Source organism: Paenibacillus sp. AR247, from assembly GCF_002968895.1.
GTDB classification, from domain to species: domain Bacteria; phylum Bacillota; class Bacilli; order Paenibacillales; family Paenibacillaceae; genus Paenibacillus_AQ; species Paenibacillus_AQ favisporus.
Map to the genome: position 1 here is coordinate 372,220 of NZ_PCZT01000002.1, position 14,226 is coordinate 386,445.

Annotated in this window: 11 protein-coding genes and 1 pseudogene; 1 reads left to right on the forward strand and 11 read right to left on the reverse strand. The window is 53.9% G+C overall.

Translation table 11 applies throughout. The features are described 5' to 3' along the window. From CPT76_RS02270 to CPT76_RS02300, 8 genes are all read right to left on the reverse strand, one after another. A partial coding sequence (locus CPT76_RS02270; protein ID WP_146116132.1) for an asparaginase occupies positions 1-163 on the reverse strand: 163 nt, incomplete at its 3' end. Between the two features lie 24 nt (positions 164-187). After that, the gene (locus CPT76_RS02275; RefSeq protein ID WP_105441794.1) at positions 188-1,366 is read right to left on the reverse strand and encodes an ROK family transcriptional regulator; all 1,179 of its coding nucleotides are present in this window, start codon (positions 1,364-1,366) and stop codon (positions 188-190) included. 371 nt (positions 1,367-1,737) lie between these two features. Then, positions 1,738-2,697: an ABC transporter permease gene (locus tag CPT76_RS02280; RefSeq protein WP_105441795.1), complete on the reverse strand. Its 960-nt coding sequence runs from the start codon at positions 2,695-2,697 to the stop codon at positions 1,738-1,740. Between the two features lie 90 nt (positions 2,698-2,787). Continuing rightward, the gene (locus CPT76_RS02285) at positions 2,788-4,482 is read right to left on the reverse strand and encodes an ABC transporter substrate-binding protein (RefSeq protein WP_105441796.1); all 1,695 of its coding nucleotides are present in this window, start codon (positions 4,480-4,482) and stop codon (positions 2,788-2,790) included. A 131-nt stretch (positions 4,483-4,613) separates the two neighbouring features. Then, complete coding sequence (locus CPT76_RS38730; RefSeq protein WP_258167998.1) at positions 4,614-4,955, reverse strand: helix-turn-helix transcriptional regulator; 342 nt, start codon at positions 4,953-4,955, stop codon at positions 4,614-4,616. Further along, positions 4,874-6,157 (reverse strand): response regulator, encoded by a 1,284-nt coding sequence (locus CPT76_RS02290; protein WP_258167999.1) that lies wholly within the window; start codon positions 6,155-6,157, stop codon positions 4,874-4,876. The genes CPT76_RS38730 and CPT76_RS02290 overlap by 82 nt, the downstream gene beginning before the upstream one ends. Positions 6,158-6,183: 26 nt before the next feature. Next, complete coding sequence (locus tag CPT76_RS02295) at positions 6,184-7,986, reverse strand: sensor histidine kinase (protein WP_105441883.1); 1,803 nt, start codon at positions 7,984-7,986, stop codon at positions 6,184-6,186. Between the two features lie 4 nt (positions 7,987-7,990). Then, entirely contained in the window at positions 7,991-9,400 is a 1,410-nt protein-coding gene (locus CPT76_RS02300; protein WP_105441797.1) for a helix-turn-helix domain-containing protein, read from the reverse strand. A gap of 2 nt (positions 9,401-9,402) precedes the next feature. Here CPT76_RS02300 and CPT76_RS02305 point away from each other — a divergent pair. Then, a pseudogene (locus tag CPT76_RS02305) lies at positions 9,403-10,164 on the forward strand (MFS transporter); the annotation flags it as partial. Positions 10,165-10,317: 153 nt separating this feature from the next. Here CPT76_RS02305 and xynC read toward each other — a convergent pair. The 3 genes from xynC to CPT76_RS02320 form a co-directional block, all read right to left on the reverse strand. Beyond that, a complete protein-coding gene (xynC, locus tag CPT76_RS02310) occupies positions 10,318-11,604 on the reverse strand; it encodes a glucuronoarabinoxylan endo-1,4-beta-xylanase XynC (RefSeq protein ID WP_105441884.1) in 1,287 nt (428 codons plus the stop codon). A 467-nt stretch (positions 11,605-12,071) separates the two neighbouring features. Then, positions 12,072-13,088: an endo-1,4-beta-xylanase gene (locus tag CPT76_RS02315; protein WP_105441799.1), complete on the reverse strand. Its 1,017-nt coding sequence runs from the start codon at positions 13,086-13,088 to the stop codon at positions 12,072-12,074. A gap of 161 nt (positions 13,089-13,249) precedes the next feature. Then, positions 13,250-14,152 carry a carbohydrate ABC transporter permease gene (locus CPT76_RS02320; protein WP_105441800.1) on the reverse strand — a complete coding sequence of 301 codons (903 nt, stop codon included), beginning with the start codon at positions 14,150-14,152 and terminating at the stop codon, positions 13,250-13,252. Positions 14,153-14,226 lie beyond the last annotated feature (74 nt).

A 14,226-nucleotide genomic window follows, 5' to 3' on the forward strand; every position in this document is an offset into this window, starting at 1 on the left:
ATCGCCTGAACGGCTTGGCCGCCGAACGCAGGAAGGTCATATGCTCCGCATCGCCCACCTCATAGATGACTTCTCCTTGATCCGAGACGCCGCACAGCACGCCGAGATGCACGTTCTCCAGCACGCCGCCGCGGTATTCCTCCACCAACGGTTCCAATTTCATACGTCAACACCCGCTTCGTTAAATTTAGTCTGCCTGCTCCATCTGTCTGTCGATGTCCAGGAACAGGTTTTGGGCCAGTATGCCCGATCCGATCACCACGCCGTCGCTCTCCAGAGACGAGTAGACGATCTGGAAGGTTCCGCGCAGCGGCTCCCACACAAATTGATCCATGCATTTGTCCGAAATGAAGTCCCGGACTTCAGGGAAGCTTTCCACCAGCTTGCCGGTCAGAATCACCGTATCCGGGTTGTATACGCAGGCAATGTTGCTGACCGTGACCGCTACGAAAGTCATGGCCCGGTCCACAATGCTCGCCGCCCAATACTCTCCGTCCTTCCTCGCCTGGAACAATTCCTCCAGCGATCCGATCGGTTTGATTTTGTTGGCCTGCTCAACAAGCGACGCTTCGGCGATATAGGTCTGCAGGCAGCCGACCTTGCCGCACTCGCACAGAAGGCCTCCCGGGTCTACTACCGTATGCCCGATTTCCCCGGCACTGTTCGTCTCCCCGCGATAGATTTCCCCATCGATGATCAGGGAGGAGCCGACCCCGCTGCCGAAGCCGATCAGCACCGAGCGGCTCGATCCTCTCGCCGAGCCATATTGGTGTTCGGCCAGCGCACGGACTTTCAGCTCGTTATCCACGGCGACCTCAAATCCGGTCAGCCGCCGGAGCTCCCCGGCGATGTCGGTCTGCTTCCAGCCAAGCTGCGCGGACAGTACCACGCTGCCCCCGGCGTAGTCGACAATGCCCGGCAGTCCGACGCCGATGCCGACCACCTTGCGGCGGTCGATGTCCTCCGCCTGGATCAGCTCCTCTATGGCCGAGGCGATACGCTCCAGCGTTGCCTCCGGCGTTTCGCGGGAATCGCGCGTCACCTGCGTACTGTGGACCACCTTGCCATCCAGGTCCACAATGCCAATCCGGATGCCGCCGCGGTCGATTTCAACGCCCACGGAGAGCACCGAGCCGGGATTCACGTGCAGCATCACAGCTTTACGTCCGACGCCGGTCGTCGTCTGCTCGATCTCATGCATAAAGTCCTGCTGGTACAGCTCGGAAACGATCCGGCTGACCGTCGTTGGACTCATTCCTGTCAGTCTGGCGATCTCGGCACGGGACAGGGGCGAGTGTTTACGGATCAGTTCAAACACCGTACTTCTGTTTTTCCTCCGGATATAATCCTGATCGTGCTTCTGCATCGGAGACGGTCCTCCATTTTAATTAATTTCACCTATGGAGAAAATCTTGGCAGGAAAATGGAACACAGTGGATTTAAACTCGGCATTTAGGGATAATTACCCGAATTGGCGTCCGACTTTGGTCTTATAATTTCTCCAGTGATGTTATTAATTGAACTTTAATAGAATTGAGATTTCGTGTCAATATATATGTCATGTTTTTGTCGAAATTCGTCTGAATTTCCGTTTTTGAGGAAATTCCATCGAATGAAATGCAAATTTTCAGATTTAGGTTTTCAATGAAAATACCAATTAAACCGCTTACTATAACACTTTGTGTCAACTTTTTCTTTCAAAGATTAGAACGTTTCTGCCCTTAACAAACACCTTATCTATAACAGCCTCTCTTCCCCAAGCCGCTTTGCGGTCCAGTTGGCCACCAGTAACAGGGCGACACTCACGACCGTTTTAAAGATCCCGCCGGCTGTGGCAAGTGAATAGTTTCCTTGAGCGATCCCGTATTTCAAGACAAAGATATCGATCGTTTCAGCCCAGTCCACGACCAGCCCGTTGCCGAGCAGATACTGAACCTCAAAGCCAGCGTCCAAAATATGGCCGATGGACATGATGAGCAAAATGACAATCGTGGATTTGATCCCCGGCAGAGTTACATGAAGCATCTTCCGGTAGCGGCTGGCTCCGTCCATCTCCGCCGCTTCGTACAGCGCGGGATCGATCGACGCCATGGCGGCCAGATAGATGATCGTGTTCCAGCCCACTTCTTTCCACACATGGGAAGCACCGACGATGCCCCAGAAATACTTTCCTTCGCTAAGCCATAAAATCGGTTCCTTGATCAAATGCAGCTTCATCAAAAGATCGTTGACAATGCCGTCGGAAGCCAGCGAGGTGGCTACGATCCCGGTCACGATAACCCAGGACAAAAAGTGCGGCAGGTAAGAAATCGTTTGTACCGTCCTTTTCCAAATGACCTTTCGAATCTCGTTGAGCAGCAGCGCGAGCACGATTGCCGTTACGAAACCAAGTACGAGATTGATAATGCTCATACCGAGCGTATTACGCAGCACCCGCATAAAATCATCATCGGTAAACAAAAATTTAAACTGCTTAAATCCGACCCAGTCCTGCTGGCTGAAGGAACGCGCCGGTTTGTAGTTCTGAAATGCCATCGTCCAGCCCCAGACCGGAACGTAGGCAAATAAAATGATATACAGCGTCAAGGGCACGGACATCCAGATCAACTGCTGCTGGCTCTTCAGCACAGCCCAGGTCAGCTTCCGTTTCTTCTCTGGTTTCCGGACAGCTTTCTTATTGGTTACAGTCACAGCCATACGTTTGCTCTCCTCACCATGTTCAAATTCCGGAGCGGGTATCTATAAAGCGGAAGGCGCTCATTCGCGCCTCCCACTTTCTGTGAACCCTTATTTGCTCCAATTGTCGATTCTCCACTTGATTTGCTCGTTGATCTTGTCTTCGTACGCCTTGACATCGACCTTGTGAATTTGTGACGTGTACTCATTCCATACCGAATCAAAATCGGACGGGTTCGCCAAAACTGCTTTCGGCAAATACTTGGTGGACAGATCGTTCAGCTTCGTGTTCGCTACTTTGGCTGGCGATCCTTCGACCAGATCGATGGACCAGGCCGGGTAGTAAATCGGATTCTCCGGCGGCTCGCTGAAGAAATCGACGTAGCTGTCAAAGCCGTAGGCTTCCAGGAATTTTTTGTCGTAATCGTTCAAGCCCGCTTTGTATTCTTCCGGCTGTGCAGCGGCGTCGGTGGAGTTGCCGTCGCTGAAGCTTCCCTCGATTTTCGGCAGGTTTCCGAAAAGGGCGTCAGCTTTGTTCGCCAGCTTCCATGTTCCATCCGACTGCTTATCGCGCTGTTCCTGCGTTCTCATGAACCGGCCTTGGTCATTAACGATATAATCCTCGCCTTCAATGCCCCAAGAAAATGTTTTCTGCCAGTCTTCCGTGATCAAGGTGTCGAGCAGCTTGATGATCTTCACAGGATCCTTTGCATTGACGCTGATTCCGAAGCCGTTGTTCAGGTTAAGCACAGCCCGGTCGCGATAATAATCCTTCGTGCTTGTGTCATATACGAGCGGAAGTCCCACATACGTCCGGTTAAACTTCTTCTGGGTAATCAGGGAGTTCTCAGCATTCTGGAAGTTCCAGTGCTGGTCGAACATGCCGAGCACCGTGCCGCTGGACAGTTTGGCCAGGTACTGGTCAAAGTTCTGTACGAACGTCTCTTTGTCGATCAGCCCCTGCTCGTTCATTTGATTCAGCTTCTGGTAGTATTGCTTGGCATAATCCTTATCGGCAAAAATTTCGGCTACGCCGTTGTTCACAACAACGCCGCCGTCGTTCGGATGACCAATCAGATGCTGAGGCGGGTTAAAGAGACCCCAGTTTTTCCAGTCATAGTTCAAAATCTCAAAACCGATCGTCGGGCTGCCGTCGATGGTCGGATGCTTCGCCTTATACTTGGCGATCAGGTCGAAGTACTCGTCCAACGTCTTCACCTTCGGATAGCCGGCCTCAGCCAGCACGTCCTTCTGAACCCAGAACGCCGGCCCGGAATACCAGGTGCTGTTCAGCTTGCCGTTGTATACTCCATAGTTCGGCAGAATATAAATGTGCCCGTCGTTCGGGTCCTTCATCATGTTCCAGTATTTTTCATAATGCTTCTTCAAATTTGGCGCGTACTTCTCGATCAAATCCTCCAGCGGAATATAGGCTCCAGCCGCTGTCAGCTTCGTGTTGCCGGTCATCAGATCCGGGTAGTCGGAGCCGGCAATCATGACGCCCAGCTTCTGGTTAATGTCGCCTGCCAAAAACTCGAAATTAAACGTGGCTCCCGTCTCATCCTTGATTTTTTTGTAAATCTTGTTGTCCGGAGTGGGCTGCTGCCCGGCTTCCCCGATGAAAACGCTCACGTTGAACGGCTCCACCTTTCCGTCGCTGCTGCTGCCCGTCGCTGTCTGCCCTGTAGAGCTGCTGCCGTTGTCTGCGCTGTTGTCTTTGCTGCCGCCGCAGCCGGACAGGACTACGCTGAACGTCATCGCCATGAGTATGCCAAGACGAACCAGCGGTTTAAATCTTCCCCCCATGTAAAGCACCTCCGTCAAATTTTAGCCACACCAAGCTTTTTATTGTAAGCCTTTTCATGTAACTGTCTTTATTGTAAAAGCGCTGCCATAGCCGAAACTATATCGGAATTAAAGGAGTCACCTTCAAAACTTTAGAACATCCTTTTTTTGTATTCATTGGGGGACACGGCATGCCTCGCTTCAAACTGCTTGAGGAATTGGCCGTAATGGCCGTACCCGACGCGCTCCGCAATTTCGCTGTTCTTCAAACTGCTGTTTTCCAGAAGGCGTACAGCCTCTTCAATCCGCAGATTATGCAGCATTTCGTTAAAGCCGATGCCGTTCTTCTTCAGCAGCAGCTGGCCGAGATAAACGGGATGCAGGTAGAAGACCTCAGCCAGCTTGCGGATCGTCAGCGGCTCCCGGTAGTGCTCGCGGACGTAGTCGATAATTTCCTGGGCAATGCCCTGGGACTGCCGCTGCTGTTCCCGCATAAAAAGTCAATGCAGCCCTCGGCGCAGGACAGCAGATCGCCCATCACGTCGCCAAGCGTCATCACAGTGCCGGATATCCGAGGAATGTTGTACTTTTCGATCCAGGGCTCCGCTGCCTGGCCGGCTGCTTCGTGCATATGGCTCATGATTTGATACATGACATGGATGGCGAGTTTTTTGACGATGTCCGGATTCGGCATGGACTCCCGCAGACTGGATTCCGCTAACTGTACCGCCTTTCGCAAAGACGGCTTGTCCAGAAGCGATACCGCCTGGAGCATTTCTTCAAACAGATCCAACCGCTCAAAATGATCCTCAAACTGGAGATGTTCCACCTGCTCGTAGAGGATCAAGCCCGGAGCATGATCAAGGTAAAAAGCATATTGTATGGCTCTCTTCGCCGTCTTGCAGCAGCGGCTGATCCGAAGCAGGCTGTTCTCCGCCTGCCCTGACGCCATAAACACTCGTTGTCCGTCCGCGCAATCCGCCAGCAGCTCCTCCGCCATCGCGCAAGCTGCCTTATCGTTATCCTCTGCCGAGTTCCAACCGTATACGATCCCGAAGCTGCTCGGCTCCAGATCGACCAGGTATATGTATTCGCCCGCCTCTGCCATTGCGGCAGCCTTCGCCCGCAGCCGGGCAAGAGCATCCGGCGCCGCCTGCACCAGGCACATGTTCCATGCCGGCATGGCATCTGACAGGCGGATTACCTCCTTCTCCCTGTCGTCCAAGGCGTCCGGGCCGCCGTTCAGCAGATCTTTAATCATTGAAACCGCCTCTTCGTAAGAAGCCATCCTCGTCAGGCTCTGTTCCTCCCGCTCCCGCACGAGCTCCCTCCGAATGTCCCGGATCTGCTCAGCCGCCTCCTCCGGAATGACCGGTTTGAGCAGGTACGCATTGACGCCGTATCGCAGCGCCTTCTGGGCGTATTTAAATTCGCCAAATCCGCTGACAATGGCGAATTTGACCGGCGCTGTCCCCTCCCGGCTCCATGCCTCGATCATTTCAAGCCCGTCCATCAGCGGCATCCGTACGTCGGTGATGACCAGGTCCGGCGCCAGCTCCCGGATTAAATGCAGCCCTTCCTTTCCGTTGCTTGCGCGGCCGCACACCTCAAAGCCCAGCTCCTCCCAGTCGATCCACAGCTCCAGCCCCTCCAGGGCAGCGGGTTCGTCATCGATCAACAACACTTTAAATGTCATGGTTCCCCTCCTGTATTACGGATCGATCAGCCTGCCATACCGCTTAGAAACTTGATCGGAATTTCAAAAAATACGGTCGTGCCCTGCTGCGGGCTGCTTACGATATCAAAGCGCACCTGATCGTGATAGTACAGCTCAAGTCTCCGGTACACGTTGCGGATGCCGATATTGGCGCCGGACTCGTCTTCGGTTTGTACCGCCTTTTTTAATTCCTTGAGCCGCTCCAGCTCCATGCCTTTGCCATTATCCGCAATAACGATGCGCAGACGCTCTTCGGTAACGTAAGCGCTGACCGTCACGATGCCCTGTCCGTCGATCGCCTGAAGCCCGTGTTTGCAGGCATTTTCCACGAGCGGCTGAATGCTCATTTTCGGGATTTTGTACTGCAGCGCGTCCGGATCGATATCGAAGCGGTATTCGAATTTGTCACGGAACCGGAACTTCTCGATTTTGAGATACATGTCGATAAACATAATTTCTTCCTCCAGCGTCACGATGTCTTCCTTCCAGCTAAGGAGGCGCCGCAGCAGCTTGGACAGGCTTTTGACGATGTCGGTTACGTCCGTGTAGTGGTTTTTCGTACAGACGACGAGGATCGCATTCAGCGTATTGAACAGAAAATGGGGGTTCATCTGGCTCTGCAAAAAGTTCAGTTCGGCCCGCACCCGCTCCATCTCCAGGTTTTTCTGCTGGATTTCCAGCTTGTAGACGTTGTTGATCAGGAACTTGATCCGGCCGGTCATCTTGTTGAAATTGCGGATGAGTCCGCCGATTTCATCACGCCCCTCGTCGATCTGGATCAGGTCGAACTTCTCATTCGTCACCTTCTGCATATGCCGTGCCAGCCGCTTCACGCGGTAATTGTAGGATCTCAGCATAATGAAAATAAATCCCGTCGTGAACAGGGTAATCCCCGCTGCAACGATTCCGACGTACAATCTCATTTCGTTCATCGCATTGGTGATGCGCACACCCTTGGTGATCCCGATCAGCCGCCATCCCTTGACGTATTTGGCGGTGCCGATATTGACCGAATGAACGTCCTGTTCCTTGTCCTCAGCAGACAGTTTGAACACCGGGTACGCGTCCGTCGTGCCGGTCTGGTATCCGCTCTGGGCCGACATAATGATTTGGTTCCGCTCATTGACCAGGTAAAGATCCAGGTAATCTTTTTCCCGGACAATCACGTCATAAATTTTGTTCAGGTCGATGTCGATTCGCAGCAGCTTCTGATAGTGGTCGTAGTTATCAAAATAATCCATCCGCTCGATCACGCTCAAATAAGGAGCCATAAACACGCTGCTGCTGGCTTGGTTGGCCCGGTACGCCGCAACGAACACCGGATTCTGCGAGTCCTTCCACAATTTATACCAGTCGCTCGCCCGGACCTCGTCATCGATGACGTGGTAGTTCCCTCCGTCGACGATCGTTGGATTATCGGTGAAAATGCTGATGCGTTCGATTTGGTTGTTCACCGGAATGTAGCTGGTCACCCGGTTGCGCAGCTGCTCGTCAAAGGCGTCATAAAAATCGATCTGGCTCGCATATTTCCGGTCGAGTATTTCATACAGCGTCTTATCGCTGCTTAAGGCATGGCTGACCGCTACCCCGCCGTCGATGAAATCGTGAATATCCTTTCTCGCCCGCTCGATCGAGATATCAAGGTTCTGCTCCTCCCGCGCTTTGATCAGGTCCGACAGGCGGTCCGTCACCACCAGGTTGATGACGATCACCGGGAGCAGCACGCCGACGATAAAGATGAGCAGAAATTTATAATTCAGCGGAATATCGTTGACGATCTTCCGGAGCTTGAATTTGCGCGTGGACATCATTTCATCGCTCCCCCATCGGTCCATCCGGCGAATTTCCGGCATCCTGCTTGTAGGCCGAAGGCAGCATGCCGGTTTTCAGCTTGAATTTGTTAATAAAATAGTCCGTGTTCGGGTAGCCCACCTGAAGCGCCACGTCGGAGATTTTGAGCGGGGAGCGCTTGAGCAGCCTTTTCGCCTCTTCGATCCGCTTGTCATTGAGGTATTCGTTAAACGGCTTCCCCGTCGTTTTCTTGAACAGCTGGCCCAAGTAAGTCGCGTTCATATGAAAATGCCGGGCCAAATCCTGCAGCTGCAGCCTTCCGCGGAATTCGCGGTCGACGTATTGCACGACCTGGTAAATGGTGTTGCTTTCGCTGCTCAGCTTCAGTTCGGACAGAAGGGCCCCCGCCTGAAGGCAAAAACGCTCCATATAAGCCTGAAGTGCCCGGTAATCCCTGATTTCACCAAGCGTGCCAAGCTGCCTTTCCTGCGCCTTCATCAAAGCGGCCGGGTCGCCGTTCAGGTCCTTGATCAGGCCGCAGACGGACCATTCCATATCCGCCACATGGGTCTTCACCCATTCCAGCTCCACAGGACCCGCGGCAATCCATGCGAAAGATTCCCTAACACAAGCGGTGATGCCTTCCGGATCCCCTTCCTGCACCGTTTCCAGAAGCGTTTTGAATGTTTGCAGGAGCAGCTCCCGGTTTACCGGACGGATGCACTCCTGGTAGAAAAACACCCCGCTTTTCCCCAAACAGCGCTTCCGCTCCACGACTTCCACCGTTTGGGCATACAACTCCCGGATCGAGCGCAGACTGCGTTTCGGCTCGCTGACGGCAATAATGACCGGCCCGTCCAGCCGTTCAGTCAGCTCCCGGTGAATCTGGATTGCGGCTTCCTGCAGACGGCCCGAAACTGAGGCGCCGGACTGCACGACAAATCCCATTCTTCCGCATCCGTCCTGAAAAAGACAGCCTGTTTCCCCCTCAAATCCTCGAGTCAGCAGCGGACTTACCTCAGCGGGATCGAATACGTTTTCTATCCATACCAGCAAGCATTGCAATTCTGAATTGCCCTCCAGCTTCAGGGAGCGCTTGATCTGCTCCTCCATGGCTTCGCCGTGCTCTCCCTGTATCAGCCTGTTCATCATATGGCTGACGGCCAACAGCTCCTTTTTCGCCTGATGATGCTCTGCTTCAATTTCATCACCGATCTTCCGGCTGAGCTTGACGAGCAGTTCGCCTATCTCCTCGTCATCCACCGGTTTAAGCAGATATTCAGCCACCCGCTGCCGCATCGCCGCCTGGGCGTACGAAAAGTCGTCATAGCCGCTCAGTACGACGAATTTGGGTGGTTTGGCCAGCAGCTGATTGGACTGCTCGATCAATTCAATGCCGCTCAGCACCGGCATGTTGATGTCGGTGACCACCAGCTCCGGTTATCGGCGTGCCGGTGGGCACCTTTGTCGGCCAGCACCTGGGCTGGCGCGCCTCCTTCGGCGCGATCATGGTGATGGGGATCGTGGCCCTGATCGGCATCGTCCTGTTCATCCCGCGGATCCGCCGCGATGAGTCGGCCAGCCTGGGCAAGCAGTTCAGGGCGGTAGCCCAGCCCAAGCTGCTGATCATCCTGCTGGCCTGCGCCGTCGGCAACTCGAGCTTGTTCGCCGTCTTTACGTATATTGCCCCGCTGCTGGAGCAGGTGACCGGATTCCATGAAAGCAGCGTCACCTGGATTCTCGTCCTGTTCGGCATCGGGGTCACGGTCGGCAACATGCTGGGCGGCAAGCTCGCCGACTGGAAGCTGATGCCCGCGATCCTAGGCATCTTTCTCTCCATCTGTGTGCTGCTGACGATTTTCACTTTTACCGTCAAAAGCCCAGTTGGCGCAGTCGTTACTATCTTTTTGTGGGGAGCCGCTTCGTTTGCGGTCATGCCGGGCATTCAGGTGAAAATTATGAACCTGGCGCAGGAGGCGCCCGCGCTCGCCTCGACCTCCAATCACTCGGCCGGCAACCTCGGCAACGCGTTCGGCGCCTTCTTCGGCGGATGGGTCATCGACGAGATGGGGCTCACCTCCCTGCCTTGGATCGGCGCCCTGCTCGTCGGGCTCGCCTTCCTGATCGTGCTGGCCGTCTATATGCAGGAGCGCAGACGGCAGACGGTTCCGGTGGCGGGGACGGTTAGCAAGTAAGACCGGATTTTGAGCATATACGGAGATTACAGTGATAAGTAAAAGAACACCTCCCTTGGAAAGGAGGTGTTCTCTTTTTGTTACATATCGTTCCCATTTAACGAGCCGGCGGGCCGAAATCATCATCCTGTCCCACCGTTTAATTTGCACCGTTTAATGCGCCAATTCGCCTACGAAGGTTGTCACGCTTTGGGCAGGAAGCTGGGCCGTAAAAGAACCGCCCTTTACTTTAATCGAAGATCCGGCGGTCATATTTCTGCTGGCGTCCGTTACCCATGGGGTGACCTTCGACGCCTTGCCGTTTTGCAAGGTGAAGGTTTGGCTTACCGCTGAGGTGCCTTTGTTAATGGCCACAATCACGACCTTGTTGTTGCCTTTATATGCAGAAGTGTAGACGTTGGTATCGGGGTTCTTCGTTGCATCGACCCTGACATAACCGGGGCGGACAAATTTGGAGAAATGAGCCATATTATACCCGCGCTTGCTTATCGTACCGTCCTCTTTCATAGGACCATACTGCCTGCGGATATACCACCATACGTAAGCCTCGAAATCTCCCTCTACCATCGCATTATGAATATGATAGGACACGTCAAGCGCCTCGGGCCACCGATCTGCAGAGTTAGCCTCGCTGTTCGGATAGTATACTTCCGTCATCCACAGTTCTTTGCCCGCTCCCTTTTCCTTAAAGAGAGGATACGCGAAATCGCTGATCTGCGTCCCGTACAGGTGGGTACCCAAAATGTCCATATTGGCCAGGGCCTGCGGATCGTTCAGAATAGGGTCGGACATGTTTTTCAGGTATTGAAACGATTCCGGCGCGATAACCCGGCAGTTAATGGAACCTGCATTTTCCTTCATAAAGCGAAGCATCTCTTCAGGGGTCCACCACGTCCAGGTATGGGCATAATCAGGCTCATTCTGGACGGATATCGCATATAGATCCACACCGTTGTTCTTCATGAAAGTAACGAAATCGTTAAGATACTGGGCATAGTCGGCATATTTGTCGTATCTTAGGCGTTTGGCCGACGTATCTCCGTTCCGGTTGAACGTCTCTGTCATATCGCTCGGCGGATTCCAAGGGGATGCAAACACAATGGCTCCATGTGCAATCGCACTCTTGGCCGTTTCGACTTCCTTGCTCCAATTGTTCCGATCTTCATCCACATGAATTCTGAGGATGGAAAAGCCCAGCTGGTTGTCCCCATTGCCGAAGGCCGTTTCTCTTTGGGCTTTCGTCAAATCCCCGATCCAGACGGGGTGGTTGATTCCCCCAAAACCGCGAATCACCTGTTTTTCCGCCGATAAGTTGATGGTGGCGTTACTTGAAGCCGACACCTGAGCAGGCCCCGGCACGGCCAGTACGATCGACAGGGCCGTTACACCGGCTAACCATCCGCAAACCGATTTTTTCAGACGTGACCACGTTGCGTGCATTTCCATCAATACCTCCATTCTCTTGATAGAATCATTTAGCTATATAGATTGAACAAAAGTGTTGCACTAAAACTTCCTGTTATCACGGCCCAATACGGCCTATAACATTCTTTTTTTAGTTCATTCTATATTGCCGGATTAAAAATTGGTTTCCTCTCACCCCCCTGTTTAAGTCTCGATTTCCCCTTCATCTCAGATTCGGATAACCGTCGATAGGCGAGACCCCAATCCCTCGCTCAGCCAGCCGCTCTTTGATATCAACGCTTCCCTGTCGGTAAGACGCATGACGTTTCTGCCCGAATCCCATCGAAGTTTCAATGCAACGAATGTATTCCGATTTAGAACATCCAATTGGTAAAGGAATGAGCCGTCCCCCGTAGATCATAGGAGAACGGCATCATCGAATACCAGGCGCTTGCTTGCAGCAAGCTGCAAGACTCCGCTTCTTCGCTATTTTGCGTTTCCGCCTACTCCGCAAACAACGCCGCGATCCGGTCATAAGCCGGCTTCGGACGGTGCTGCGCATCGAACAGCATCGGCCAGTTTTTACGGCGGCGCACCGGGAAATCGTTCAGCCACGTATAGTCGTCGGCCGCCCCCCAGAACGTCACCCCGCTGATGACATCGCGGTACTCCTTCAGCAGACCGAACACGCCCTCGTACAGCTCCGCCTGACGCTCGAGCATGCCCGGCTCCGGCGAAGTCAGATCGGCCCGCCTGTCATCGAAGCGGAAGACCGACACGTCCAGCTCGGTGAGCTGCAGCTGCAGGCCGAGCGAAGCATACTTCTCGATCGCCGCGCGGATATCGTCCAGGGACGGATCGAACAGGTTCCAGTGCGCCTGCAGGCCGATGCCGTGGATCGGCGTGCCTTGCTCCAGCAAGGACTTCACCAGCGCGTAGATTTTATCCCGCTTTGCGGGATGTGATTCGTTGTAGTCGTTGTAAAAGAGCAGAGCGTCCGGATCGGCGTCATGGGCGTATTCGAACGCCCTGGCGATAAACTCCGGCCCGGCGATGTCCAGCCACTTCGACGGACGCAGAAGCGCTTCGCCTTCGTCGGCGATAACCTCGTTGACCACGTCCCAGGCATAAAGCCGGCCCTTGTACCGTCCCACCACCGTATCGATATGCGAGCGGAGCCGCTCGAGCAATAAGGCCTTGCCGGCCGGCTGTCCCTGGCCGTCCTCGAACAGCCAGTCCGGGGTCTGATTATGCCAGACGAGCGTATGCCCGCGCATCGCCATTTGACGCCTGCCGGCGAAATCGGCCAGCAGATCGGCGTCCTCAAACGTATACACGCCTTCCTCCGGATGAACGCTGACGAACTTCATTTCGTTTTCCGCGGTAATGCTGTTAAAATGGTGTGCCAGCAGCTGCTCTTGCGACCGGATCGTCCGCGGATTGACCGCCGCTCCGATCCGGAAATGCTGCGCGAAAAGATCCTTCAGCGCCTGCTCGGTATGCGTACCCGTTGAATTCATGACAGACAGACTCCCTCCCGCCTATGGGTGTTAATTTGAACTTTATTGAAATCCGGCGACCGCCACGATCACCTCTTGGGAGGCCACTAAAAGGCCGCTATGCGGTTCCCTTAGGGTTCGAAAAATCGCCGTCCACTGCGCTTTTCCGTTCTTTGACTCGGTTACTCTTTCACGCTGCCGACATTGAGCCCGACCACAAAATACTTTTGCAGGAACGGATAGACCACCAGAATCGGAACGGAGGCTACAATCGTTATGGCTGCGCGGATCGAGAGCGGCGTCACCATCGATACCGCGGTTTCCTGGTTCACGCCGACGCCTGCCGCCACGTTCGGATTGCTGTTGGAGTTCATACTCGACGAGAGCAGCTTCATCAGCTCATACTGCAGTGTACTGAGCTCCTGTCTGGAGGAGGTGTACAGGAATGCGTCAAACCAGGAGTTCCATGCGCCTACGGCTACAAACAGTGCGATGGTGGCCAGCACCGGTGTACACAGCGGGAAAATGATCCGCAGGAAAATTTTGAAATCCCCGGCGCCGTCAATCTTGGCCGATTCGACCAGGCTGTCCGGAATCGTTCCGATATAGGTGCGGATGACGATCATGTTGAACGCGCTGATCATGGACGGGAAAATATACACCCAGAAGCTATTCAGCAGGTGCAGGTCCTTGATCAGGAAGTATCCCGGAATCAGTCCGGCGCTGAAGTACATCGTCAGCACGAAAATGACGGTGATCGGCTTGCGGAAGACGTATTCCTTCCGGCTCAGCGTATACGACAGCATCGTGGTCAGGAAGATGTTCAGCACCGTGGACAGCACGGTCCGTGCCACAGAGATCCAGAATGCGTCATAAATCGTGCCCGATGCGAACACTGCCTTGTAGTTCTGCAGCGTCCATTGCCGTGGCCATAAATAAATGCCTCCGCGGATCGTATCGTTGCCCGCATTCAGCGACACGGCGATCGTGTTCAAAAACGGATACAGCGTGACAACCACCAAAAAGATCATAAAAATCGCATTAAACGTATTGAACAGCACCGGCTCAACCTTGCTCGAGCGCATGCTTTTTCTATCGTAACACCAGCCGCTCCCTGCGGGCTGATTTGATGATTTTCCATACTCATAACAGCCTCTCT

Coding starts and splice junctions, on each gene's coding strand:
- CPT76_RS38730 (WP_258167998.1), bottom strand. CDS start 4,955: ATGCGGGAACAGCAGCGGCAGTCCCAGGGCATTGCCCAGGAAATTATC.
- CPT76_RS02290 (WP_258167999.1), bottom strand. CDS start 6,157: ATGACATTTAAAGTGTTGTTGATCGATGACGAACCCGCTGCCCTGGAG.
- CPT76_RS02280 (WP_105441795.1), bottom strand. CDS start 2,697: ATGGCTGTGACTGTAACCAATAAGAAAGCTGTCCGGAAACCAGAGAAG.
- CPT76_RS02320 (WP_105441800.1), bottom strand. CDS start 14,152: ATGCGCTCGAGCAAGGTTGAGCCGGTGCTGTTCAATACGTTTAATGCG.
- CPT76_RS02285 (WP_105441796.1), bottom strand. CDS start 4,482: ATGGGGGGAAGATTTAAACCGCTGGTTCGTCTTGGCATACTCATGGCG.
- CPT76_RS02295 (WP_105441883.1), bottom strand. CDS start 7,986: ATGTCCACGCGCAAATTCAAGCTCCGGAAGATCGTCAACGATATTCCG.
- CPT76_RS02275 (WP_105441794.1), bottom strand. CDS start 1,366: ATGCAGAAGCACGATCAGGATTATATCCGGAGGAAAAACAGAAGTACG.
- xynC (WP_105441884.1), bottom strand. CDS start 11,604: ATGCACGCAACGTGGTCACGTCTGAAAAAATCGGTTTGCGGATGGTTA.
- CPT76_RS02315 (WP_105441799.1), bottom strand. CDS start 13,088: ATGAATTCAACGGGTACGCATACCGAGCAGGCGCTGAAGGATCTTTTC.